Annotated in this window: 20 protein-coding genes; 3 read left to right on the top strand and 17 right to left on the bottom strand. The window is 62.3% G+C overall.

The features are described from left to right. Positions 1 to 113 precede the first annotated feature (113 nt). A complete protein-coding gene (locus tag AC5WNI_RS05210; RefSeq protein WP_175088091.1) occupies positions 114 to 1,037 on the top strand; it encodes a LysR family transcriptional regulator in 924 nt (307 codons plus the stop codon). Between the two features lie 400 nt (positions 1,038 to 1,437). On the opposite strand, the gene AC5WNI_RS05205 is transcribed toward AC5WNI_RS05210, so the two are convergent. Beyond that, on the bottom strand, positions 1,438 to 3,228 hold the full coding sequence (locus AC5WNI_RS05205; RefSeq protein WP_254626934.1) for a putative bifunctional diguanylate cyclase/phosphodiesterase: 1,791 nt from the start codon (positions 3,226 to 3,228) through the stop codon (positions 1,438 to 1,440). A gap of 695 nt (positions 3,229 to 3,923) precedes the next feature. On the opposite strand from AC5WNI_RS05205, the gene AC5WNI_RS05200 reads away from it, so the two are divergent. Together AC5WNI_RS05200 and AC5WNI_RS05195 are read left to right on the top strand one after the other, a co-directional pair. Beyond that, on the top strand, positions 3,924 to 4,790 hold the full coding sequence (locus AC5WNI_RS05200) for a 2OG-Fe dioxygenase family protein (protein ID WP_175088092.1): 867 nt from the start codon (positions 3,924 to 3,926) through the stop codon (positions 4,788 to 4,790). Positions 4,791 to 5,359: 569 nt separating this feature from the next. Continuing rightward, positions 5,360 to 5,977, top strand: coding sequence for a LysE family translocator (locus tag AC5WNI_RS05195; RefSeq protein WP_175088093.1), 618 nt, complete (start codon positions 5,360 to 5,362; stop codon positions 5,975 to 5,977). A gap of 182 nt (positions 5,978 to 6,159) precedes the next feature. On the opposite strand, the gene AC5WNI_RS05190 is transcribed toward AC5WNI_RS05195, so the two are convergent. The 16 genes from AC5WNI_RS05190 to leuC form a co-directional block, all read right to left on the bottom strand. Next, positions 6,160 to 6,759: a YceI family protein gene (locus AC5WNI_RS05190; protein ID WP_368448516.1), complete on the bottom strand. Its 600-nt coding sequence runs from the start codon at positions 6,757 to 6,759 to the stop codon at positions 6,160 to 6,162. Between the two features lie 66 nt (positions 6,760 to 6,825). Then, the gene (locus AC5WNI_RS05185) at positions 6,826 to 7,368 is read right to left on the bottom strand and encodes a cytochrome b (protein ID WP_175088095.1); all 543 of its coding nucleotides are present in this window, start codon (positions 7,366 to 7,368) and stop codon (positions 6,826 to 6,828) included. 178 nt (positions 7,369 to 7,546) lie between these two features. Further along, positions 7,547 to 8,761 (bottom strand): O-succinylhomoserine sulfhydrylase, encoded by a 1,215-nt coding sequence (locus tag AC5WNI_RS05180; protein WP_368448514.1) that lies wholly within the window; start codon positions 8,759 to 8,761, stop codon positions 7,547 to 7,549. Between the two features lie 235 nt (positions 8,762 to 8,996). Continuing rightward, entirely contained in the window at positions 8,997 to 10,511 is a 1,515-nt protein-coding gene (gene purF, locus AC5WNI_RS05175; protein ID WP_175088097.1) for an amidophosphoribosyltransferase, read from the bottom strand. Positions 10,512 to 10,753: 242 nt separating this feature from the next. Beyond that, entirely contained in the window at positions 10,754 to 11,482 is a 729-nt protein-coding gene (locus AC5WNI_RS05170; RefSeq protein ID WP_175088098.1) for a CvpA family protein, read from the bottom strand. Then, positions 11,479 to 12,189, bottom strand: coding sequence for an SPOR domain-containing protein (locus AC5WNI_RS05165; RefSeq protein WP_175088099.1), 711 nt, complete (start codon positions 12,187 to 12,189; stop codon positions 11,479 to 11,481). Before AC5WNI_RS05165 ends, AC5WNI_RS05170 begins: the two co-directional genes overlap by 4 nt. A gap of 49 nt (positions 12,190 to 12,238) precedes the next feature. After that, positions 12,239 to 13,753 carry a bifunctional folylpolyglutamate synthase/dihydrofolate synthase gene (locus AC5WNI_RS05160; protein WP_368448511.1) on the bottom strand — a complete coding sequence of 505 codons (1,515 nt, stop codon included), beginning with the start codon at positions 13,751 to 13,753 and terminating at the stop codon, positions 12,239 to 12,241. Then, positions 13,746 to 14,765, bottom strand: coding sequence for an acetyl-CoA carboxylase, carboxyltransferase subunit beta (gene accD / locus AC5WNI_RS05155; RefSeq protein ID WP_175088101.1), 1,020 nt, complete (start codon positions 14,763 to 14,765; stop codon positions 13,746 to 13,748). The genes AC5WNI_RS05160 and accD overlap by 8 nt, the downstream gene beginning before the upstream one ends. A 303-nt stretch (positions 14,766 to 15,068) precedes the next feature. Further along, a complete protein-coding gene (locus AC5WNI_RS05150; protein ID WP_175088367.1) occupies positions 15,069 to 15,701 on the bottom strand; it encodes a phosphoribosylanthranilate isomerase in 633 nt (210 codons plus the stop codon). Between the two features lie 22 nt (positions 15,702 to 15,723). Beyond that, positions 15,724 to 16,815, bottom strand: coding sequence for a tRNA pseudouridine(38-40) synthase TruA (truA, locus tag AC5WNI_RS05145; protein WP_175088102.1), 1,092 nt, complete (start codon positions 16,813 to 16,815; stop codon positions 15,724 to 15,726). After that, the gene (locus AC5WNI_RS05140) at positions 16,815 to 19,631 is read right to left on the bottom strand and encodes a type IV pilus assembly protein FimV (RefSeq protein WP_175088103.1); all 2,817 of its coding nucleotides are present in this window, start codon (positions 19,629 to 19,631) and stop codon (positions 16,815 to 16,817) included. Before AC5WNI_RS05140 ends, truA begins: the two co-directional genes overlap by 1 nt. A gap of 365 nt (positions 19,632 to 19,996) precedes the next feature. Beyond that, a protein-coding gene (locus AC5WNI_RS05135) for an IS3 family transposase (RefSeq protein ID WP_156941212.1) occupies positions 19,997 to 21,132 on the bottom strand; the annotation gives its coding sequence in 2 pieces (ribosomal slippage) (positions 19,997 to 20,859 and positions 20,859 to 21,132; 1,137 coding nt in all). Positions 21,133 to 21,360: 228 nt separating this feature from the next. After that, a complete protein-coding gene (asd, locus tag AC5WNI_RS05130; protein ID WP_175088104.1) occupies positions 21,361 to 22,482 on the bottom strand; it encodes an aspartate-semialdehyde dehydrogenase in 1,122 nt (373 codons plus the stop codon). Between the two features lie 218 nt (positions 22,483 to 22,700). Then, entirely contained in the window at positions 22,701 to 23,783 is a 1,083-nt protein-coding gene (gene leuB, locus AC5WNI_RS05125; protein WP_175088105.1) for a 3-isopropylmalate dehydrogenase, read from the bottom strand. A gap of 145 nt (positions 23,784 to 23,928) precedes the next feature. Beyond that, positions 23,929 to 24,582: a 3-isopropylmalate dehydratase small subunit gene (leuD, locus tag AC5WNI_RS05120; protein WP_175088106.1), complete on the bottom strand. Its 654-nt coding sequence runs from the start codon at positions 24,580 to 24,582 to the stop codon at positions 23,929 to 23,931. Positions 24,583 to 24,593: 11 nt separating this feature from the next. Beyond that, positions 24,594 to 26,045 (bottom strand): 3-isopropylmalate dehydratase large subunit, encoded by a 1,452-nt coding sequence (gene leuC / locus AC5WNI_RS05115; RefSeq protein WP_175088107.1) that lies wholly within the window; start codon positions 26,043 to 26,045, stop codon positions 24,594 to 24,596. Positions 26,046 to 26,082: the final 37 nt, after the last annotated feature.

Here is a 26,082-nt window from a genome sequence, read left to right as displayed (position 1 = left end):
AAGATGTGTGAGAAAATCTCACAGATGGTCGAGACGGTCATTGCCGCGCAGTGAACCTTTCCGTACCAATGACACGTCCAGCATTCGCCCAGCACTTGCTCAGGAGACACACCATGGAGCGCACCGAGCTACTGCCGCCCCTCAATGCCCTGCGCACCTTCGATGTGGCGGCTCGCCATGAGAGCGCCTCGCGCGCCGCAGAGGAGCTGCATGTGACCCACGGGGCCGTCAGCCGTCAGATTCGCCAGCTGGAAGACGCACTCGGCACACGCCTGTTCGATCGCGCCGGACGTGGCCTGACACTGACACAGGCCGGCCGTGAGCTGGCGACTGCGACCCGTCATCACCTTGGCGGTCTGGCACGCGTGTGCGGAGCACTGGCACGCAGTGATGCGCGGGCGCCCTTCGTGCTGAGCTGCCCGGGGTCATTTCTGGCACGCTGGTTCATTCCGCGGCTGGGGGCACTCAAGGACGCCCTGCCGGAACTCGAGCTGCACCTGACCGCCAGTGAGGACAACGAAGGGCTGCGCAATGGCGTGGACGGTGTCCTGCGCTTTCAGACGCCGCCCTTTGACGACGCCGAGCATCAGGAGACGCGCGTGCTGGGCACCGAGCGCATCGGCCCTGTCCTGCGGCCCGACAGCGAGTGGCTGGGCAAGGCCTCCACCGCCCCTTCCCCCGAGGTACTGCTGGGCCTGCCCCTGTTGCATACCCGATCACGCCCGCAAGCCTGGCCGGATTGGTGCTCACGCCAGGGGCTATCCAGTGAGGGGCTTGATTACGCGCAAGGGTTCGAACACCTCAACTACCTGCTCGAGGCGACACTGGTCGGGCTGGGCGTCGGCATCGCACCGGACTATCTGGTGGAGGAAGACCTGCGCAGCAAGCGCCTCGTGGCCCCCTGGGGCTTCGTCGAGACCGAGGCATGCCTGACACTGACATTGCCGCAGGTCGGCCGCGCTCGTGCTCGCCATCCGCATGCCGAAGCGCTGGGCGAATGGCTCGCCCGGGAACTGGCGACGGCTCCGCCCCACTAGCCGCCACACTTTGTGACAGGCATAAAAAAAGCCAGTCACAAGGACTGGCTTGCCCGGCCATGTATCCAGAGGATAACGCCGGAAAGATCGTGAATCCGCTCAAGGAACCATCGCAACCTGCAACGCAGGCTGGAAGCGAGGATGGGCGAACAACCCTGCGCATTGAACGACGCAGCCATCCTCGGCAGAAATGATCGAGGAGCCATGGCAGGCTCAACTCGAAGACTTCACGTCAGGTGGCCAGTCCTTATCCGAGATGGAGGACTCGAGATGAAGAGTGACGGCCTGACGCGCTTCAACTGTCAGCATCATATCTTTTAGTCCGCGAACAAAAAAGAGCCCAAACAGCAACAGACCTTTGCTGGAGAAGCACCATCAATCGCTCGCATGACGACCGGTATCAGTGACAGCCAGGGGCTGCAGCGCCCTTGTCCGAGGCGAGCCCCCCCGAGGCGCGATTCGGCGGATTGTTGCCGCCGAGTAACAGACGCTGAATATCCGTGGCCGCCATCGGCTTGTAGAAGTAATAGCCCTGGATCAAGTCACAACGCATCTCGCGCAACAACTCCAGCTGCTGTTCGTTCTCGACCCCTTCCGCGACCACCTCCAGCCCGAGGCGATGACCGAGGAAGACCGTGGCCTCCATGATGGCGCGGTCCTTGGGCTCCTGGGCGCACTCGATCACGAAGGAGCGATCTATCTTGAGCGCCGTCACGGGCAACAACTTGAGATAGCTCATCGAGGAATAGCCGGTGCCGAAGTCATCGATGGCGATCTTGTAGCCACGGTCGTAGAGCGCCCGTAGGCTGTCGCGCACCTTGATATCGGCATCGATCAACACGTTCTCGGTCAGCTCGATACCGATGTCCCGCGGTGTCAGCCCGTATTCCTCGACATAGGCCTCAAGGCGGGTGAAGACATCTGAACTGATGGCCTGGCGTCCGGAGATGTTGATGTCGATCCGGTAGCCCTTCAGCCCCATGGCGCGCCATTCGGCCTGCTGACGACACGCCTGGCGGATGACCCAGTCTCCAAGACGCTCGATCAGATTGGTACGCTCGGCGACCTTAACGAAATCTGAGGGCGGAATATAGCCCTCGGGAGAATGCCAACGCAGCAGCGCCTCGAAGGATTCGATGCGCTCACTGCGCGCCGCCACCTGCGGCTGATAATGCAGCGACAATTCCCCACCGCCATCCTGATTCAACAGCGCCTGCAGACGTCCGGCCAGATGGTGCTGATGCAGCATCTCGTTGCGGACTTCCTGATTGAAGAACTGATAGCCATCGCGCCCGGCCAGCTTGGCACGATGCTTGGCGACATCGGCATTGCGCACCAGCTCGGCCGCCTCGCTCCCATTCTCGGGATACAGGCTGATGCCGATACTCAGACGCAGCAGCAACTGGCGCCCTTCGATCTCGAAGGGTCGCTGGAAGTCCTGGCGAATGCGCTCGACCACCGACAGTGCATCACTCTCGTAGTCCAGACGTGGCATCGCCAGCACGAATTCATCGCCACCAAAGCGCGAGAGCAGATCCTGGCTGCGCTGGAAGCCCTGCAGGCGCTTGGCCACGCTGCGGATGACACGGTCCCCCATCTCGTAACCAAGGGTGTCATTGATCTCGGTGAAATGATCGATATCGAGAAACAGCACCATCAGGGTGTCGTCATGACGCTGACATTCACTGAGCGCCTCACCGAGTTCGCTCTCGAAAGTCTGGCGATTGGGCAGCTCCGTCAGGGGGTCGAAACGCGTCATGTAATCCAGATCACGCTGGACCTTGCGCTCACCCGCCAGATCGATATCGATACAGAACATCAGCGGGTTGTCAGTGCGCTCCCCCAACATCACATGGTGGGAAAAGACAGGCACGGGGGCACCCGACTTGTGCTTGAGCTCAAGTTCACTGGAGGGAATCTCGATACCCTGAGAGACCCAGGCATGGTGTGCGTCCACCACGACATCTGCCATCGTCTCCGGGATCACCAGAGTTTCCAGGCATCGTCCACGAGCTTCCTGCTCGCTATAGCCGTATAGCCGCTCGCTGGCCTCGTTCCAGTAGATGACGCGGCGCTGGCTGTCATAGCCCTGAACGGCGACGCGCGGCAGACTTTCCAACAGCTCTCGAAAGCGCTGATCACTGACGGGAAGTCCCTTGCTGGTCGAGAGGCCAACCATACTCGTCTGCATGACCGCCTCCTGCGTATGCTGATGATGTGACACCTGACGCTTGCGAGATAGCATGATGCCCGCAGTTGCGCCAAGAATCACCATCAGTAACGCGGTTGGCCATCGACCCAGCATGCTCTGGCTCCACACCACCACCGCCATCAACGTCAGTACCACGGCAATGATGACGGGACGAGAGCACAATATTCCGGCGACCCTGCTGGCCTGGCGGAACCCTTTAGCCATGTTGAAGGATACCTCCGCTGCCGTCCTTCGCCTGTTCGCCGGACTTCGGCGGAGCAGATCAACTCGTGACGGAATGTCACTTCGAACGAGTTCTCTCACACACAGAACGAGCTCTTGTCGTCATGAGAAAAGTCTAAGGGTCTGCTGCGCGTAAACCCAGCGTCTTGCAGCGCCTCTCGATGACTATCCTCAACGCTTCATGCAGTGCCAGACGGCCTGAACATGCGTTGCGCTGCTCGTCTGCAAAGGGCGAAGAATAGCGCCAATGACTTACATAATACCAGTCGATTAGATTACTCATACCTCGATACTGGCCATGTACCCATATTGATGATACTTGCGCGAGATTAGCGTGTTACCGCCATGGTACGGGTTTGACTATCTCGTGCGCACCTTCCCATTCTCCTCGACGTTGCCAACGCAACACCTTCCATCTGCGCCCAAGCGCACAAAACGTCGAGGAATTTCATATGAACATCGCAAATCGTGGCGTACGTCAACTGGCCGACTCTTCCCGCAAGATCACCCTGGAACAGGGCGGCCTGGTGGAGCACTACCCGGCCCCCAAGACGGACACCGCCCCCTTGCGCCTACCGCTTGCCTCGCAGTACTGGCCGGAGGCAGTCCACGAGGAGCTGGCACGCCAGCATTGGAGCAAGGCTTCCATCACCTCCCAGATCGATCTCGAGGCCTGGCAGGGCTTCTTGAAGGATCTGCCGCGCGACCCCTACGTCAACACCCGCTGGAAGCGCATGTCCTGGCTGCACCTGAACGACCAGCATGAGGTCGAGACGCTGGGCGAATGTCCGATGGCACAGGGCGGCAAGTTCAATGACGCCGCCAGCATGGCTGACCGTCTGCGCTATTACGCACCGCTGGAAGAGAGCTTCACCGAGCGCGAGGATGTGCGCGCCTTCGTGAAGGCATGGGCCGACATGTGGGGTATCGGCCCGCGTGAACCGATCCTGATGCAGATCACCGGCGTGCGCGGTGATGGCACCATCGACCCTCTCCAGGGTCAGGGCATCCACGCCGATGGCTGCAAGTACCTGAGCATCCTGGTGCTCAACCGCGAGAATGTCAGTGGCGCCATCAACACCCTCTATCAGGACAAGGCGGGCAAAGAGCTGCTGACCACCACGGAGCTGGCACCGGGCGAGGTCCTGCATATCCACGATGACCAGCTGTTCCACAGTGTCAGCTCCATCACCCAGGAGAACGCCGGCGAGCACTTCGAACGCTTCATCATCATCATCAACTGCTCGTTCATCGACGAGTTCCAGAACCGCATGCTGCGTCGTCATTTCCCGGACGCCGTCCTCAACGACTGCGAGTGAGCAACGGACTGCTCGCGAGCCATCGCAGCGAGACGCATCGCAACTTGCGGCGTCGTCTCATCTGAAGCCCCGCCGCGCAGAAGCCACGATGCCGATGCCCCCCGATACGTGAAACCCTGTTCTGAGCGCCTGAGCGCCTGAGCGCCCAAGTGCCTGAGCGCCTGAGCCTCTTGGCGACAGATGCAGGAATGAAGAAGGAGAGCCACCATCAGGTGACGCACTGTCACAAGGTGCGCGCCGACGAAAACGTGCATATGCAGCACCAAGCGTCAGCCGGGCAACCGGCTGGCGCTTTTATATGCCACAGAACGCCTGCTTCGCGCTTGCCTTGGATCATGCCGCTGCCCTGTTACACGATTCTTCCTTTTTCTCTCTCTTCTCTCTCTTCTCTCTACTCTCTCTACTCTCTCTTCTCTCCTTTCTTTCCTCTTCCTTCAGCTCTCCCCCGCCGCCGCACTTTGCATTACTCTGGTGGCTTGCGTTTGGCGCTATCGCAGTCGTCGCGACGCGCTTGATTGCATCGTCGCTTTGGAAGCGCTGTCCTCCCCTCTATGCATCAGGAATCTCTCATGACCTTTGAAAGCGGGCTGACCTTCTTCGTTGCCATCTTCCTGTTTGGCATCACCCCCGGGCCTGGCATCCTGGCGCTGCTGGCACGCGGCATGAGTCAGGGGGGCAACGCCTGCGTGCCGATGGCCGTGGGCATGAGTCTCAGTGATGTCTGCTACATGCTGGCGGCGGTGTTCGGCCTGTCGGCGCTGGCCACGCATTGGGGCGAGGTCTTCGTGGTCATCCGTATCCTGGGCGCCGCCTACCTGCTCTATCTCGGCTACCAGTTATGGACGAGCTCACCGACGCTGGAGGAAGCTGAGATTCCCAAACTACGCGGCAACTGGTGGAAAGGCTTTCTGCAGGGCTTTCTCATCTCGGCATCCAACCCCAAGGTCATCCTGTTCTATATCGCCTTCCTGCCCACCTTCATGGATATCACCCGGCTGTCCGGCAGCGATATCGTGATCGCCGCCGGACTCAACCTGAGCGCCTTGCTGCTGGGCGTGGTGCCGGTGGGCTATCTCGCGGGCCGTGTCCGCCGCTATCTACGCTCGGCGAAGGCGGTCAAACGCCTCAATCGCGGCGCCGGCGGTCTGATGATCGGGGCGGGTGGCTATCTGGCATTGCGCGGCTGACGCCTGAACGACGCTCCCCGTGACACGAGCACCTTGCACAAACACGAACGCCCCTGCCGATTGGCAGGGGCGTTCGTGTCGAGAGGCATGTGATTGGGTAGCAAAGCGCTGGTGCTCAGTCCACGGCGTCAGTGCACGCTGTCGGCGCTGAAGTCAGTACCAGTACCCTGCGCTTGCCGTCTTTACTGGCGGATGCCTTCGATGACCAGATACAGATCGACGGTAGCCGCATTCGGGCCAAGCTTGGACGTGTCGATGCCGTAGTCGGCGAGCTCCAGCGTGGTGGTGCCTTCAAAGCCCTGACGATAGCCGCCCCACGGGTCTTCACCGCCGCCGATATGATCCACGTCCAAAGTCACGGGCTGTGTCTGGCCGTGCAGCGTCAGTTCCCCCTTCAGCTTGCCGGAACCATCGCCGGTGGACTCGAAACCGGTCGAGGTGAAGGTCGCCGTCGGATATTGAGAGACATCCAGGAAGTCGGCCGACTTGATGTGCTTGTCGCGTTCGGCGTGGGCGCTGTCCAGGCTATCGACATCGACTTCCACCGACACCTTTGCGTCTTCCGGCTTGCCCTGATCATAGGAGAAATCACCACTGAACTCCTTGAACTGTCCCAGCACGTAGGAATAGCCCAGATGGCTGATCTTGAACTGGATGAAGGCGTGCTGGCCATCAGTATCGATCGTGTAATCGGAGGCCTGTGCCTGACCCGCCATCAGTGGCAACGACGCCGCCATGAGGCCCGCCACCAGTGACTTGCCGAGGAAGGATGTCTTGTTCATGTTGATGCTCCTTGAGAGGTTTCGTCACATCTGGCGTTCGAGCCGTACCCAACGCCTTCCTTTTCGTCAGCGCAGCGGCCGAATCATGCGCCGCAACGTGTCCTGCCCATCCAGCAGGTGATGCTTGAATGCTGCCGCCGCATGCCCCAGCGACAGGATGATCAGCGCACAGGCAGCATACCAATGCACCTCACCTGCCAGCGATGCCTGATCCTTCAGCCCCGAGATCACTGCCGGCACCTCGAAGAGATCGAATACCTTGATACCACGCCCGTCAGCGGTGGAAATGAGGTAGCCCGAGATCATCACCACCAGCATCAGCACGTAGAGCAGCACATGTCCGATCAGGGCCGCGCGCTGCTCATTGCGCGTACCATGAGCCTGCGGGGTCGTCTGGCTCCAGCGCCAGGCAAGCCGCACCAGCGTCAGTACCAGCAATATCACCCCGACCGAGCGATGCCACCACGGGCCGAGCTGATACCAGGCATCGTAATAGCCAAGCGACGTCATCCACCAGCCCAGCGCGAAGAGTCCGACGATGGCCAGCGCCGACAGCCAATGCATCACGATGACAGGCCAGCCCCAGCCCCGTCGAGAATTACGCCACATGAGGTGCTCCTGATGACAGTCTCCACCTGATCATCGATCTGACAGGTTCTTTGAGCAAGAGCTTAACCAGTGCCCGAACGGACGCCAACCCTCGCGGGCAACACCAGCGACATTTGTCCAGAGACACCCACGCCCGGCAGAACCGGGCGTGGGTGCGCAAAGGCAGACGTCAAGGGACTCAGCTCGCGAGCCGATCAAGCCCGCGCGCAAGATCACGCTTGATATCATCAAGATCTTCCAGGCCAACGGCAACACGCAGCAGGCCCTCTTCGATGCCGGCGGCCGCTTTCTGGTCATCGCTGAGGCGACCGTGCGTCGTGGTGGCCGGGTGCGTGATGGTGGTCTTCACATCGCCCAGGTTGCCGGTGATCGACAGGATGCGCGTCGCATCGACCACCGACCAGGCCGCCTCGCGGCCGCCCTTGACCACCACCCCCAGCACCGCACCGAAGGCCTTCTGCTGGGCCTTGGCCAGCTCATGCTGCGGATGGCTCTCAAGCCCGGAATAATGCACCCGCTCGATGGCCGGATGTGCCTCCAGCCACTGTGCCAGCGTCAGCGCGCGTGCACAGTGGGCTTCCATGCGAATGTTCAGCGTCTCCAGGCCCTTGAGGAAGACCCAGGCGTTGAAAGGACTCAGGCACGTTCCGCAGGTACGCACCACGCCATAGACCTCCTCCATCAGCGCAGAGCTTCCGACCACGGCGCCACCCAGCGTCCGGCCCTGACCATCGAGATACTTGGTGGCGGAGTGGATGACGATATCGGCGCCCAGCGTCAGCGGGCGCTGCAGAGCCGGCGTGCAGAAGCAGTTGTCGATGGCGAGCCAGGCGTCGTTCTCATGGGCCAGCGCAGCCAAAGCCTTGATATCGCCAAGCTCGGACAGCGGGTTGGATGGCGTCTCGGCGAACAGCAGCTTGGTGGCCGGCGTGATCGCCTCGCGCCAGGCGTCCAGATCCTTCAGTTCGACGAAGCGCGTGGTGATGCCCAGCTTGCCGAAGTACTTGGTGAACAGGCTGACACTCGAACCGAAGATGGAACGCGACGCGACGATTTCATCACCGGATTCCAGCAACGCCAGCACGGTGGACATGATCGCGGCCATGCCGGAACTGGTCGCCACGCAACGCTCACCGCCTTCCATCGCCGCCAGGCGCTCCTCGAAGAAGCGCACCGTCGGATTGGTGAAGCGCGAGTAGATGTTGCCGGCTTCATCACCGCCGAACTTGGCTGCGGCCTCAGCGGCGCTGCCGTAGACGAAGCTTGAGGTGGTGTAGATGGGCTCGCCGTGTTCCTGCTCGGCACCGCGCAGGTGACCGGCACGGATGGCAAGCGTCTCGAGGCCCAGCTCATCGCGGGAAAGACCGGCGCGGGAAAGATTGTCGTCGTGCATGGTGTCCAGTACCTCTACTGATGGAATCTACTGCCCTGTGAATCACGATTCAGCGCCACGCGCCGCTGTGACATGTCGCGTCTTCAGCATTTCGGGTCGTGTCGACAGCAAGAAGAAGGAAAAGCGATGCGCCAATGTTACCGGTTTTGAACGCGCAACGGGCCCCGGATTTCTCCGGAGCCCGTTGCGATTCGCTCATCGCGTGATTGCCAGCCAAGGATGACAGGCAGCCGGATCAGTCGATATCTTCGGAATCGTTGTGCAGATCCACTACCGCGTGGGTCTCGCCAGCGCTCTTGGCGCCATCATTGCGCGAGGCACGCAGGTCGTTCAGATAGGCTTCATCGATATCGCCGGTCACGTAGACGCCGTCGAACACGGAGCAATCGAACTCATCCAGCGCCGGGTTGACTTCACGACAGGCGTCCTTCAGGTCGTCGAGGTCCTGATAGAACAGACGGTCAGCGCCGATCAGGTCCGCGATTTCCTTCTCGGTACGGTCATGGGCGATCAGCTCTTCCGCCGCCGGCATGTCGATGCCGTAGACATTGGGGTAGCGAACCGCCGGTGCTGCCGAGGCGAAGTAGACGTTCTTGGCGCCCGCTTCGCGCGCCATCTGGATGATCTCGTTGCAGGTGGTACCGCGCACGATGGAATCGTCCACCAGCAGCACGTTCTTGCCGGCAAACTCGATATCGATGGCATTGAGCTTCTGACGCACCGACTTCTTGCGCAGTGTCTGACCCGGCATGATGAAGGTACGGCCGATATAGCGGTTCTTCATGAAGCCTTCGCGGTAAGTCACTCCCAGATGCTGGGCCAGCTCGAGGGCGGAAGTGCGCGAGGTATCGGGGATTGGAATCACGACATCGATGTCCTGCTCCGGCCATTCACGCACGATCTTGTCGGCCAGCTTCTCGCCCATGCGCATGCGGGTGCCGTAGACGTAGGCGCCGTCGAGCAGGGAATCCGGACGCGCCAGGTAGACGTGTTCGAAGATGCACGGCTTGAGAACCGGATCATCCGCGCACTGCAGGGTGTGCAGCTCACGCTCCATATCGATGAATACCGCTTCGCCCGGGGCCAGGTCACGGATCAGCTCGAAGCCGGCGACGTCGAGCGCCACGGATTCGGAGGCGATCATGTATTCGACGCCTTCGGCGGAGTCACGCTTGCCGAAACACGCCGGACGGATACCGTGCGGATCGCGGAAAGCGACCAGGCCAGTGCCGTTGATGATCGAGACCGCCGCGTAGCCGCCCTTGCAGCGACGATGCACACGACGTACGGCATCAAACACATCACCGGCACCCAGACGCATGCCCTGCTTGCCCAGCTCGTGAGCGAAGACGTTGAGCAGCACCTCGGAATCGGAGCTGGTGTTGATGTGACGCAGATCAGAGGAGAACAACTCCTGCTTGAGCTGCTCGGAGTTGGTCAGGTTGCCGTTGTGCGCCAGCGTGATGCCGTAAGGCGAGTTGACATAGAACGGCTGTGATTCCGCCTCGCTGGAGGAGCCGGCGGTCGGGTAGCGAACATGGCCGATCCCCATGTTGCCCTTGAGACGCTGCATGTGACGAGTGCGGAAGACATCACGCACCAGACCATTGCTCTTGCGCAGCAGGAAACGACCTTCGTGCCAGGTCATCATGCCCGCGGCATCCTGCCCGCGGTGCTGCAATACGGTCAGCGCGTCATACAGCGCCTGGTTGACCGAGGCGTTGGCCATCAAACCTACAATCCCGCACATCCCGTCATTACCTCACTAATACACACTTGGATAGGGAAGCGCACGCTGGCGGCTGCCGGCGCCCGTCCATATGGCAATATGAGTGCTCACACGGCGCAATTGTCAGGCCTGCCCCCCATGCAGGCAACACCTGACCGATGGGTCAACCCCTTCGACTGCCGGCATGAGGCTTCAGCAACACGTGCCGAATGCTGAAAACGACAACGCCGGGCCACGATGCCCGGCGCTGAAAAACCTGCCTGTCACTGCTCACCGCCCACATTGCGGCTTTCGGCCTCGCCAGCGGTACTGCCTCTGAGCAACGCCTCCAGCGAGGGCTGCTCCTGCGCGGAATCCTGGCGCGTGAACGACTGCAGCGCCTGCTGGCTGAGTCTGTCGCTCAACTCACGCCCTTCTCGCTGGGCGCTGTCGATCAGGCCGCTGGCCTGTTGCTTGAGCCGGGTGCCACTGGCGGAATCCGGCAGCGACACGCTCTGGCCCCAGTCACCGCTCGTATCCCACTCACGATAGCGAGCCAACGACCAGTCGCGCAGCTGCTCAAGCGTCGGCCGCAGCTGCGCGGCCTGCCAGTCGGCGCTGTCACGCAGGGGCGTCAGCCCTACCACGGCGGTGATCAATACCAGTATGACCGCCGCGCGCAATGCGCCGAACACGCCACCGAGCAGACGATTGAAACCGCCCATGCCGACCGCATGAATCAAGCGTTCCAGCAGGCGCAGCATCAGCCCCCAGATCAGCACACTCGCGATCACCACCAGCACGAACCCTACCGCGGTGCGAATGCCAGGCGAGACGATCACCTCATCGAGCAGGCCACCCACCTCGGCGCCGAACTGGCGTGCCGCTACCAGAGCCACCAGCCAGCCCGCCAGGCCCAGGGCCTCGCTGAGCAGGCCCCGCATCAGCCCCAGCAGTACCGAGATCCCGATCAAGCCCAGACATAGCCAATCGATCCAGACCAGCTCGTTCACTCACCCTCCTTGCGCCGTACCAGCAGGCCCTTGATATTGACCTGCTGCTGCAGGCGCGAGCGTGCGGACTCACCGATCTCGGAGGACTTGTACGGACCGACGAAGACAACGGTCAACTTGCTGCCACGCGGAATCCGGTATGCCGCGAAGCCCTTGCCCTGCAGCTCCTTCTGGAGACGCTCGGCGTTGGCCGGGTCACCGAAGCTGCCGACCTGCACGGCCCAGCCACCGGCGGAAGACGAAGGCGCATTCGAGGCCACCGCAGGCTTTGGCTCAGAACTGGGCGCGGGCTTGGGTTCAGCCTTGGGAGTGGGCTTGGGCTCCGGCTTGGCAGCGGGTTCCGGCTTCGGCTTTGACTGCGGCTCGCTGCTGGCCACAGAGCGGGTCGGCGACAACTGCTCGGCCTCGGCGACACGGCTTGGGGACTCGGAACCGCTGCCACTGCCAGCACCCGGGTCACTGTCACGCACCTTGCCGTTGCTATCGACGAAGGTAATCGGCACATCCGTGCCGATCTTCAGCTCACTGGGCGGCTGCGGCTCATCGACGTTGGAGCGATCGATATCCACCGGCTTGCCAAGCGTCATCACCGGACTCGGGCGCTCATCACGGGCCGGCGGCTCATCGAAGAGCATCGGGATGAAGATCACCCCCAACGCCAGCAGGATGACCGCACCGCTGATTCGCTCGCGTTTGCCATATTTCATTGTGACATCTCCCTTGCACCCGAAATCCCGGACCCGCCGCCGGCCTGCATCAGGCCTGGGCGTCGAGCCACATCAATGCTTCACCGACCGTGAAGAAGGAACCACAGACCAATACTTCTCCAGCGCTCGTCTCGCGCGCCAGCCATTCGGCTGCAGCGGTGACCGTCTCGCACTCCGCCAGCACCTCACCACCACAGTGGCGGACCACGGCGGCAAGCTCACTGGCCTGGCGACTACGCTCGCCATCCAGGGTGGCGACGACGAAGCCGTCCACCACCGGCGCCAGCGCCTGAATCACGCCAGCGGCATCCTTGTCGCCCAGCATGGCGAGCAACGCCCGCCGCGGCTGGCTGGCAGAATCCCGCGCGCAACGCAGGTCATGAGCGGCAAGACGACTGGCCAGATAACTCGCGGCATGCGGGTTATGACCGACATCCAGACACCAGTCACGCCCGTGGCGGGTCAGCCACTGCATGCGCCCCTTGAGCTTGACGCTCGCCATGGCCTGCCGCACGCATTCGGCGTTGAGCTCGATACCGGCCTCGACCAGAGCATTCAGCGCACTGGCCGCATTGTCCCGCGGCAAGCCCGGGTCTGGCAGTGAATCGAATGTCAGCGCCGGCGCCGACAGGCGCTGCCATTGCCATCGCGAGGTAGCCGAATTGCTCGTACTGCCATCCAGGCTGCTGTTTGAACTGCTACCCACAAGGTCAGCCGCGGCCTGCCAGCGAAAGTCCTGCCACAGCACCTGCGGCGTGACGCCCAGTGAGCGTGCGTGCGCCGCGCAACTGGACGGCAGCACATCCGAGCCGAACACGGCCGGCTTGCCGGCGCGCAGAATACCGGCCTTCTCGAAGCCGATGTTCTCGAGATCGGTGCCAAGAAACGCGGCATGGTCCTGCGCGACCGTGATGATCATCGCGACATCACAATCGATGATGTTGACGGCGTCCAGACGCCCGCCCAGGCCGACTTCCAGAATCGCGAGCTGCGGCTGCTGCTGAGCGATCAACCACAGCCCGGCCAGTGTACCGGCCTCGAAGTAGGTCAGGCTGATCACGCCCTCGTCATCCACCGGCTCACCACTGGCTGACAGCCCGGAGTGGCGCGCGGAATCGACCTGCTCGAAGGCCGTGACCAATGCGGCATCACCGACGTCGTGGCCATTGAAGCTCAGACGCTCGTTGTAATGCAGCAGGTGCGGAGAGGTATAGGTGGCGGTGCTCAGCCCATGGGCACGCCCCAGCGCCTCGAGCATGGCAACCGTCGATCCCTTGCCGTTGGTGCCCGCCACGGTAATGATGCGGCCACCGAGTCGACGCGCGCCCGCCCCGACCAGACCGAGACGCCTGGCCACGCACAGCACTCGGGCAAGGCCCATATCGATACTGACGGGGTGCTGATGCTCGAGGCGCGTCAGCCACTCATCCAGCGAGAGGCCGCGCGGCACAGCATCATGCAGAGGAGAAAGCTGCCACGAAGCGGCATCCAGCGGAGGGAGTGAGGAAGACTGCAGCACCTCGTCGGTGCTGCAGCTTGCCGGGGCGGAGCCCTGCTCAGCCATCGCGACGTTCGCCTTGCGGCTTCTCGCTGGTAAAGGTCTCGTCGAGCACGCTGTCTACGGCGGAGCGCGGCTCGGCCGGTGCTTCGACAGGCGCATCCGCCTCGGCGGATTCTTCTTCGACGACCGCATCCGCGACCGGCAGGTTGGCGGCGTTGACCGGCATGCCCTGCAGCTTGAGCAGGATGCTGGACAAACGCTCACGCATCTCGCGGCGGTGGATGATCATGTCGACGGCGCCATGTTCGAGCAGGAACTCGGAGCGCTGGAAGCCTTCCGGCAGCTTCTCGCGCACGGTCTGCTCGATGACACGCGGACCAGCAAAGCCGATCAGAGCATTCGGCTCGGCGACATTCAGGTCACCCAGCATCGCCAGCGACGCGGAGACGCCACCGAAGACCGGGTCAGTCAGCACACTGATGTACGGCACGCCAGCCTGCTTGAGTTTTTCGAGCGCCGCGGAGGTCTTGGCCATCTGCATCAGGGAGAACAAGGCTTCCTGCATGCGAGCACCACCGGAGGCGGCGAAGCAGACCAGCGGGATGTTCTCGGCCAGCGCAAGTTCTGCTGCACGCACGAACTTCTCACCGACGATGGCGCCCATGGAGCCGCCCATGAAGCTGAACTCGAAGGCCACGGCCACGACCGGCTGACCGGAGAGAGCACCGCGCATGGCGACCAGCGCATCCTTCTCTGAGGTCTGCTTCTGGGCAGCGCTCAGGCGATCCTTGTACTTCTTGGAGTCGCGGAACTTGAGGCGATCGACCGGCTCGAGATCCGCCGCGATTTCCTCGCGGCCTTCACTGTCGAGGAACCAGGACAGACGTGCACGCGCAGTGAGACGCAGGTGATGGTCACACTTCGGGCAGACGTTGTCGTGCTTGGTCAGCTCCGGAAGGTACAGGACTGCTTCGCACTTGGGGCATTTACGCCACAGGCCGTCAGGAATGGAGGTACGCCGATCCTTGCGTTGGATACGGCTCATTGACGGCACAATCTTGTCAAGCCAGCTCATGGTGGGGAGGCTTCCGTTTTGCTGCTGTTCTGGGCACCGCTCGACGACTGTCGGCGGCCATGCGAGTTGGCACATATTCCAGAGCGTTCACGCCCCGGCAATATGGCAGGCAGCTACCATCACAGGGCAGTGCCAATGGAAAAGACCGTGCAACCCATTGGTCGTACGGCCACTTTTCCGAATTCTGGGGGTCATTGTAGCGGCTTCGCCCCCCTTGCGGGTAGTGCGAGATGCCAATTGAGCGTTGCGGCCCTCGCCGCCCGGGACGAAAGCAATGCAAGGGTCGCAACGCTTGCCGGCAAATCAGCACTGATGGCGGACTGCCTGACAGAATGCCTGCATGAGCTCGGCACTCTTCTCGCCGGGCGCGGCTTCCACACCGCCGGAGACATCGACCGCGTAAGGGGCGACCTGCGCCACCGCTGCGGCGACATTGCCTGACTCGAGACCACCGGCCAGGATGACCGGCAGCGGCAGATCGGCCGGGATGCGCGACCAGTCAAAGGTCTCGCCGGTGCCACCGGGCACGCCGGGACGATAGGCATCCAGCAGCAAGCCACGCGCGTCATGGTAGCGCGCCGCCTCCGCGGCGAGATCGAGCCCGTCACGCATGCGCAACGCCTTGATATAGGGCCGCCCTGCCGCTCGGCACTGCTCCGGCGTCTCATTGCCATGCAACTGGAGCAGATCGAGATGTGGCGCCGCTGCGGCAATCTCTTCGGCGTTGGCATCCACGAACAGGCCGACCCGCGTCACGAAGGCCGGCACGCACGCGGCAAGCTCGGCCAACCGCACCACATCAACCGCACGCTTGCTGCCCGGCCACAGTACGAAGCCCAGCGCATCGGCACCTGCCGCCACGGCGTCATGGATATCCTGCTCACGCGTCAAGCCACAGATCTTGATCCGGGTACGCTGGCTCTCTCGAGCGCTCATCTCGGTCATGGGATCGCTCCGTTCAACGTGAGGATTCATTCTGGGGGTCAGTAGTCAGCGTGTCATTCTCGGCACCTGCCGCAGGGCCGCCTGCCGCAGGAATCGCTTGCTCATGCTCGCGGCTGAGGCGCTCGGCTTCACGGGCCACGTTGCCCAGCCGGATGGCCTCCTGCTCACTAAGCTTGCCTGCCGCGCGCGCCTCTTCGGCCCCCTCGGCCTCGGCACGCGCCATGCGTGAGCGCACCATCGGGCAGTCCGGCAACGGGCGCTCGCCCGTCCACTCGCCAAGATGTGCGACCAGACCAGGCCCCAGGGGTTCCTTGGGCAGCGCATAGCGCGGCGGATAGATGACATCGACGAAGTGAAGCCCTGTCGCTGCTGCCGTCGCGCTCGAACGCGTGCGATCTCCCCCACGCATCAGCTCGACGATCCACTCGACAGGCTTCTCGCCACGCCCGATGGCCATCAAGGTGCCCGCGATATTGCGCACCATGTGATGCAGGAAGGCATTGGCCTGGATATCGATCATGACGATATGGCCATGACGACTGACTTCAATGAAGTGCACGTGGCGGCGCGGCGAACGCGACTGACAGCCTGCGGCGCGGAACGCCGAGAAATCCAGCTCGCCCACCAGATGCGCCGCCGCGGCCTGCATGTCGGCGACATTGAGCGGCTCGCGACACCAGGTGACATTGTTGCGCTCCATCACCGGCCGAAACGGCTGATTGATGATCATGTAGCGATAGCGACGGGCGATGGCGCTGAAACGCGCATGGAAATCATCGGGCACCGGCACGGCCCAATGAATCCCGATATCGGGGGGAAGGTTGACGTTACCGCCCATGCGCCAGGCCTTGCGGCTGCGACCCACGGGAGTATCGAAATGCACGACCTGACGCACGGCATGCACACCGGAATCGGTGCGGCCACTGCAATGCACGGTAATCGGCGTGGAGGCGACCTTGGACAAGGCCTTCTCGAGCGCTTCCTGCACGGAAGGGGCGTGGCTCAGACGCTGCCAGCCACAATAGCGGGTGCCATCATATTCAACGCCCAGAGCAATGCGCCCCGGGCGTTTCTCGTTATCATCCAACGGTGTAAAAAAGGGCATCAGGTCAGACCAAAGCGCTCCATCAACGCCAGCGCCTCTTCACGGACCATGTCATCACTGGCGGTAGCGAGCGGCTCAAGCAGCGCAGCCGCCTGATCATCATCGCCATCCACCAACAACTGACGGGCTTCCTCGAGCTGTTGGAATGCCTTGGTATCCTGGGCGCCAGCCCCAAACCCTGCCGACTCGACAGAGGGATAGGCATTATCCTGATCCCCAGACACGAACGCCACTTCCTCGACCTCGAATTCCGAGATATCACGCCGCGGCACCTCCACCTCTTCCAGCGTCATGCTATCCAGTGACGGCAACTCATCCATGCCATCAACTGCAGCTGACGACTTGCTGGACGCCCCATGCGGCTTCTGGCTTGCTGCATTGCTCTCGATCGCAGCGTTGTCATCCAGCTCTTCACGCAGTGAGGTGAACTCGACGGACTCGCCCTTGAGCGCACTGTCCGCCGCCTTGGATGCCGCGGTATCAGTGCCCTTCTCGCCATCAGCCTGACCTGCATCCCCCAGCGTCAATTCCGGCGCCTGGTAATCGATCACGTTGTCGCTGTTGAAGTGACTCTCACGCACGGGCGCCTTCTCGAGGTCCTCGCCCTTGAGGCCCGGCTCGAAGGCGACGCCCTGGTCGGGAGCACGCTCGTCCAGTGGTTCGCTCACGCCGTCACCGGCATGCTGTTCGCTGTCAGACAGCCCCACGGAATCTTCCGGGTCGTCAAGGGAGGCGTCAGAGCCCGTGGCGGATACATCTGCCATGCCGTGAGCCGCATCATCGGTCTTGTCGCGACTTTCAAGCGGCGTGCGAGGTGCCGCCGCCTGCTGGCTTGCCACTCCTGACAGATAGGAGACCTTGCGCCCCACCTGACTCGCGCCGCCGCCTGCGACAGCACGCAGCGCACTGCTTGAGACACTGTAGCGATCCAGCAGCGCCTGGGCCTCGAAGCGTTCTTCCTCATTACCGGCCGCCAGCACCTGCTCCCCTTCATGATGCAGGGCCTCGGCATTGCCAAGCTCGCCATGGACTCCCATCAGCTTGAGGCGCAGGTCCTGGCGTGCGGGATCCTCCACCAGACCGGCTTCCAGCAGGGCTTGTGCCTGATCGAAGCGGCCGTAGGCGATGAAGATGTCCGCCTCGCTGATCGCAGCCGCTTCCGGCTGGGAGAGCGGCTCGAGGCTACCGGAACCCCGGCGCACCGCCACATTGGCATCTTCAGACGCGGATGACTTGTGACCCGCGGCAGCAGCGGCAGTCGAGGCCGCAAAGGTATCCGAAAAGACGCGTGGCTTGTCCTGGTCGGGCTCTTCATTGCCGCGGACCGCATCGGCAAAGCTCATGTTCTCGTCGCCCCCGGAACCGGAGCGGCGGCGCAGCAACAACAGCAACAGCAGCAGCAATGCCCCTGCCGCCCCGCCGACGATGGCCAGGTTATCCTGCACCCACTGCCAGGTCGCCTGAGGCCACGGCTGCTTGGGCAACACCAGATTGCCCTCGCCGTCGCGTGGCTGACCGAGGTCCACCCCGGCGGCGATCAGGCTTTCCGGCAAGGCCAACGGCGAGATACCGCTGTTGACGAGCAGACGATTCTGTTTGGCGAGCAGCACCTTGGCCGTCTCGAGCTGCTCGGTACGTTCTGCCAGCGACGCTCGCAGCTCGCCGACTTCGTTGCGCAGCGAGGCCACTTCGCTGCGCAGATCATCACGCTCCTGCTCCAGCTGATCGAGGCGCTGCTGATTGGTCAGCAGCTGATCTTCCAGCGACTCGAGGCGATCGGACAGTTCATCGATCGCCTGTTGGCTACCCGCTGAGATCTGACCACTGGCTGCTGCCGCCTTGGGCTTGCTGCCGTCTTCATCCAGCAGCGTCAGACGCGGCTTGCCATCGGCACCCGCGCTGGCAGGCCCGCTCGGTGCAGCCGTGGCCGCAGGTGCAGCACTGGCGGAGGGTTCGTTCGATGTGCTGGCCGCAGCAGTTTTCTTGCTGGCCGGAGCCGGCACGGTCTTGCCCTGCGCGCCCGCGACCCACTGCTGATACTGCTGACGCACTTCCCTGTCGGCCTCGGTACGCGAGCGCCCCAACATGGTGCTTCGATCAGGCACCTGAAGGACGACACCCGCGCGCAGCTTGTTGATGTTGCCGCCCGGGAAGGCCGCGGGATTGGCTTCCTGAATCGCCAGCATGGCCTGACGGATGCTGACACTGGCATCCGGACGCACGCGACGCGCGATCGTCCACAGCGAGTCACCGTTGCGCACCTTGATGCTGGACGGCGGTGTGCTGGATGACGCACTGCGCGAGGAGGCCTGGCTGGGCTGGGCATTGTCGCGGAACACCACGGAACGTGTCGGCGAGGAATCATCGGTGGCCAGCGGGCGAGAACGCGCGCCGGCAGGTGTCACCAATGACGGCTGACTCGAATAGCCCGCCGGATCGAACAAAAGAGTCACCTGACGCTGAAGCTTGCCATTGGGCCATTCGACATCCAGCAGCAGGTCCACATAGGGTTCACGTACCGCGCCATTGGTAGACAGCTGAAGGTAGTAGCGCCCGCCCTGCTGCTTGACGGCAACCTTGATGTCATCACTGACATAGCTGCGATCGACGCCCGCTCGCGTAAAGGCGGCAGAATCGGCAACGCCGGCCTTGATGAGGCTGGCATCGAGGCCCGAGGTATCCGTGAGGCCGATGCGCGCGTCCAGTGGCTGATTCAGATTCGAGCGCAACCGCGGCGATTCCATGCCGACTGCCAAGGCCTGAGCACTGTAGACGGCGAACGACACCGCCAGTGCGAGAGGAAGCTTGCGTCCCATTGAGTGTCCCTTCGTATGCGGCCGAATCATCGCCCGGCCTGCGCATTATGTTACGTATACTTACACAAGATACCAGAGAGTCCGTCCCAAGAGTGCGGGAAGCCATTGGCAAAGTGGAAAAAGTTTCAACGATAGAGTGTCGGCCCACGATCGATAAAGGCCGCAGAGGCGTCATATCGCGAGTGACCAGCTCGACGATATTCCCCATTACGATACCCGTAAAAAACACCTCCCTGCCATCATGCATCAAAAGCGCCAGCCAAAATCGCAAAAAATGCGCAGCAAGGACTGAGATATCTGAAGTGGACCCCATCCTTTGGACCACCTGACGGGTCGTCTAAGCTCGGATCAGGTCATCATCGGCGTCAGGCCGCCTGGATCAGTGGTTGAGAGAAGTACACTTCATCAGGTGTAGCATCGTCTAGCCCTTGGTGGGGCCGCTCTGTGTTGTACCAAGCGAAGTAACGCTTCAGATCCCCTCGCAAGTGGGCGCCGCTCTCGAAAGCCTTCAGATAAACGCACTCATACTTCACACTGCGCCAGAGTCGTTCCACGAATATGTTGTCCTGATAGCATCCCTTGCCGTCCATGCTGATCCGGACATCATGGGCTTCCAGCACTTCGGTGAACGACTGGCTGGTGAACTGACAGCCTTGATCTGTATTGAATATCTCGGGCTTTCCATAACACGCCAAGGCTTCCTCCAAAGCATCGATACAGAAGTCCGTATCCAGGGTGTTGGAGACCCGCCAGGCCAACACGCGACGGCTGTGCCAGTCCATGATGGCCACCAGGTACATGAACCCGCGCGCCAAAGGAATATAGGTGATATCGGTCGCCCATACCTGATTGGGGCGGTCGATGACTCGCCCCCGCAGCAAGTAAGGATAGATCCGATGTCCTGTACCTGGCCGGCTAGTGCATGGCTTCGGATAAATAGCCTGTAGTCCCATCCCGCGCATCAATCGCTGGACGCGCTTGCGGCTCACTGCGTGGCCCAAGCGATTGAGATAGGCTGACATCCTTCGTGAGCCATAGACCGGTGTGCGCAGATGTTCCGCGTCGATCAGACGCATTAACTCCAGATCATAGGCCCGTAGCGCCTTGCGCTGATAGTACATCGAGGAGCGACTGATACCGAGTAGCTGGCATTGACGTCGGAGGCTGATGCCGGGCGCTTGCGGCTCGACCATTGTCAGGCGCTGGGCCCGACTCAACGATCGAGCCTGCGTGACAAAAAATCCCGTTCCACCGTCAGCTTGCCGATCTCGCGATAGAGCGTATCGATCTCCTCCTGGGTCTTCTGGGCGGTTTTACTGGAACTTTTGCCCTCGAAGACGCCGGTGGCGTTGTCCAGCAGGTCGCGCTTCCACTGACTCACCATGGTTGGGTGGATCTCGAAGCGGGCTGCGATCTCTGACGTGGTCTGTTCCCCCTTGAGGGCAGTAAGGGCTACCTTGGCTTTGAACTCACTGCTGTACTGTCGACGTTTCCTGCTCATGATCAAGCTCTCCTGGTCGGTATGATCAGAGCTTAGCGCCTGGTCCGAATTCTGGGGTCCACTTCAATCTGGTACTCGCCGTGACATCAGTGACCTATCTCTCACCTGAAATCACCGACCATCCACGACGCGACGTGCAAAAGCGAAACGCCCTCGACTCCAGAGAGCCGAGGGCGTTTTCAGTTCAGGCTCACAATGAACCCGACGACATGCCGCTACGCAGTGCGATCAGGCCGCGCGATGTTCACGCAGGATAGTCAGCATGCGCTTGAGCGGCTCTGCGGCCCCCCACAACAGCTGGTCACCAACACTGAAGGCGGACAGGTATTCGCCACCCATCGCCAGCTTGCGCAGACGGCCGACCGGCACGGTCAGGGTGCCGGTGGCAGCGGCCGGTGTCAGGTGCTTGAGGCTGTCTTCCTTGGTGTTGGCGACGACCTTGACCCAGTCGTTGTGCTTGGCCAGGCGGTCTTCGATCTCATCCAGCGGTACGTCCTGCTTGAGCTTGACGGTGAAGGCCTGAGAGTGGGAACGCATCGCACCGATACGCACGCACAGACCATCGATCATGATCGGGTTGCCCTGGCTGTCGAGAATCTTGTTGGCCTCGACACCGGCCTTCCACTCCTCGCGGGTCTGACCGGATTCCATCGCGGAATCGATCCACGGCAGCAGCGAGCCGGCCAGCGGCGCACCGAACTGCTGGGTCGCGAAGTCATCGCCGCGCATGGTGGCGGTCACCTTGCGGTCGATATCGAGGATGGCGCTGGCCGGGTCCGCAAGCTCGGAGGCCACACTGCCATTGAGCTGGCCCATCTGGGTCAGCAGTTCACGCATGTGGCGCGCACCGCTGCCGGACGCCGCCTGGTAGCTCATGGAAGTCATCCACTCGACCATGCCAGCCTCGAACAGGCCGCCCAGACCCATCAGCATCAGGCTGACAGTGCAGTTGCCGCCGACAAAGGTGTTGGCACCGGCGCCGATCTTCTCATCGATCACGTGACGGTTGACCGGGTCCAGCACCAGCACGGCGTCCTTGTCCATGCGCAGGGTGGAGGCTGCATCGATCCAGTCGCCCTTCCAGCCGGCTTCGCGCAACGGGCCGAACACCTGCTTGGTGTAGTCGCCGCCCTGACAGGTGACGATGACATCCAGTGACTTCAGCTCATTGATGTCATTGGCATCCTTGAGCGCCGGCACCGGCGTGCCCACATCAGGACCGGCCTGACCGACCTGGGAGGTGGAGAAGAATACCGGCTCGATACCGGCGAAATCGTTGTCATCACGCATGCGCTGCATCAGCACGGAACCGACCATGCCACGCCAACCGACAAATCCGACTTTCAACATGCTTGTTCTCCTTGTTCATGCACGGCCGGAAGCAGGGAAGACACCACCGCTCCCGACACAGGAATGACCCGCAGCGAGCACAGGCAACTCACACGAGGCGAGCCTTGCCCAACGCTCCAGCCGCAGGTCCTGACATGAGAACCCGGCGACGCACGCCGAGCTCCCCCATGATCATCGCGCGAACGCCGCTGGCTTGCGGCGTTCGCGCGGGTATTGCCTCACGCCTGGGCCTTGAAGGCAGCCAGCACGGCATCGCCCATCACGGAGGTGGAGACCTTGCGGGTCCCGGCGTAGGCGATATCGGCAGTGCGCAGCCCTTCATCCAGCACCACGCCGACCGCCTTCTCGATGCGCTCGGCCCAGGCGGATTCATTGAGCGAGTAGCGCAGCATCATGGCCACCGACAGGATGGTCGCCAGCGGGTTGGCGATGCCCTGGCCCGCAATGTCCGGCGCGCTGCCGTGGCATGGTTCGTACATGCCCTGACCACCCGCATTCAGCGAGGCGGACGGCAGCATGCCGATGGAGCCGGTCAACATCGCGGCTTCATCCGACAGGATATCGCCGAACATGTTGCCGGTGACCACCACGTCGAACTGCTTGGGGGCACGCACCAGCTGCATGGCGGCGTTGTCGACGTACATGTGCGACAGCTCGACATCCGGGTAGTCGGCGGAGATGCGCTCCATCACGTCACGCCACAGCATGGTGACTTCCAACACGTTGGCCTTGTCGACGCTGCACAGCTTCTTGTTGCGCTTCTGCGCCATCTCGAAGGCAGTGCGACCGATGCGCTCGATCTCGGACTCGGAGTAGACGTAGGTGTTGTAGCCGACCTGCTGGCCATCACGCGTCTCGATGCCACGCGGCTGACCGAAGTAGATGCCGCCGGTCAGTTCACGCACGATCATGATGTCCAGCCCGGACACCACTTCCGGCTTGAGGCTGGAGGCCTCGGCCAGCTGCGGGTAGAGAATCGCCGGACGCAGATTGGCGAACAGCTCGAGCTCCTTGCGCAGCCCCAGCAGGCCGCGTTCCGGACGCAGCGAGATGTCCTCGAGCTTGTCCCACTGCGGGCCGCCGACTGCACCGAGCAGGATGGCGTCCGCTGCCTTGGCCGCCTCCAGCGTTTCCGCCGGCAGCGGGTGACCGGCCGCGTCATACCCTGCACCACCGACCTTGCCTTCGCTCAGCGTGATGTCCAGACCTTCGCTGCGGGCGGCTTCAAGGATCTTCACGGCTTCAGCAGTGATTTCCGGGCCAATGCCATCACCGGGCAGAATCAGGATATTGCGGCTCATCTGGAACTCTCCTTGGGCCGGAAGTCTTCCGGCGAGACCGACGGTTCACCGTCGGTGCTGAGACTGGGCTCGCCGCCATTCTGGACGGCGAGCCATGACGAATATGTTGCGATTTCAGGCGCTGATTGGCGCGCGGCTGGCCAGATCAGGCCGTCTTGCCATCGCGGAACAGCCACGGGCGCTCGGTGCGGTGGCACTTCTCGAAGCTGTCGATGGCGTCTTGGTCCTTGAGGGTCAGACCGATATCGTCCAGGCCTTCCATCAGGCAATGCTTGCGGAAGCTGTCGACCTCGAAGGGAATCGACTCACCGGACGGCGTGATGACCGCCTGCGCCTCGAGGTCGATATCCAGACGATACCCTTCCAACGCCTCGGCTTCCTTGAACAGACGGTCCACCGTGTCCTCGTCGAGGGTGATCAACAACAGACCGTTCTTGAACGAGTTGTTGTAGAAGATATCGGCGAAGCTCGGCGCGATGACGACGCGGAAGCCGAAGTCGGTCAGTGCCCAAGGCGCGTGTTCACGCGAGGAGCCGCAACCGAAGTTGCGACGCGCCAGCAATACGCTGGCACCCGCGTAACGCGGCTGGTTGAGCACGAAGTCCGGGTTCAGCGGACGCTTGCTGATGTCCTGACCGATATAGCCCTCATCGAGATAGCGCAGCTCATCGAAGAGGTTCGGCCCGAAGCCGGTACGCTTGATTGACTTCAGAAACTGCTTCGGGATGATCAGATCAGTATCGACGTTGGCGCGATCAAGCGGTGCCACGAGGCCCTGCTGGCGAATGAACTTTTCCATGTCGGGCCTCCTCAGGCGACTTGAGTGTTGTTGGTAGGGATGGGGGCAAAGTCACGAACATCAACGAAGTGACCCGCAATCGCGGCAGCGGCGGCCATGGCCGGGCTGACGAGGTGCGTACGCCCACCGAAGCCCTGACGGCCTTCGAAGTTGCGGTTGGAGGTGGACGCGCAATGCTCGCCACTGCCCAGCTTGTCGGCGTTCATCGCCAGACACATGGAGCAGCCCGGCTCGCGCCATTCAAAGCCCGCGGCGAGGAAGATCTCGTGCAGTCCTTCGGCTTCCGCCTGCGCCTTCACCAGGCCAGAGCCCGGCACGACCATCGCCTGCTTGAGGCTCTTGGCGACCGTGCGGCCTTCGGCCACGCGCGCCGCTTCACGCAAGTCCTCGATGCGTGAGTTGGTGCAGGAACCGATGAACACGCGGTCCAGCTTGATATCGGTTATCTTCTGCTGAGCGCTGAGGCCCATGTACTCGAGCGCACGCGTGATGCCACGCGCTTCGGTGTCATCGCTGGCGGCAGCCGGGTCCGGCACTACGCCATTGACGCTGGTGACCTGCTCCGGGCTGGTGCCCCAGGTGACCTGCGGCGCGATGTCCTCGGCCTTGAGCACCACGACCTTGTCGAATTCGGCGTCCGCATCGGAGACCAGATTGCGCCAGTCGGCGACGGCCGCTTCCCACTGCTGGGCGTTCGGCGCATAGGGACGATCGCGCAGGTAATCGATGGTGATGTCATCGACACCGACCAGACCGACCCGCGCACCGGCTTCGATGGCCATGTTGCAGATGGTCATGCGGCCTTCCATGGAGATGTCCTGGATGGCAGAGCCGCCGAATTCGATGGCGTAGCCGGTACCGCCGGCGGTGCCGATCTCGCCGATGATGGCGAGCACGACATCCTTGGCGGTGACGCCAGTGCCGAGACGCCCATCGACGCGCACCAGCATGTTCTTCATCTTGCGCTGGATCAGGCACTGGGTGGCGAGCACGTGCTCGACCTCGGAGGTGCCGATCCCGTGAGCCAATGCCGCGAAGGCACCGTGGGTCGCGGTGTGGGAATCGCCACATACCACGGTCATGCCCGGCAGGGTCGCGCCCTGCTCCGGCCCGACCACATGCACGATGCCCTGGCGCGCATCATTGATGGTGAACTGCTCGATGTTGAAGCTGTTGCAGTTGTCGTCGAGGGTCTGCACCTGAATGCGTGAAGTCTCGTCCTCGATGCCCGAGATACCGGCAGCACGCTCCTTGAGAGACGTCGGCACGTTATGATCCGGCGTTGCCAGGTTGGCATCCAGACGCCACGGCTTGCGGCCGGCCAGACGCAGCCCTTCGAATGCCTGCGGCGACGTGACTTCGTGCAGCAGGTGACGGTCGATGTAGATGAGTGCAGTACCGTCTTCGCGTTGCTTGACCAGGTGCTGATCCCACAACTTGTCATAAAGGGTCTGGCTAGCCATGTCGTGTCTCCTCGTGGCGCCTTACGGTAAGAGCGCG

The organism is Cobetia sp. PDI-12MA (assembly GCF_059507695.1).
The sequence above is the reverse complement of the archived record's forward strand: the minus strand, read 5'-3'. Positions and strand labels throughout refer to the sequence as shown.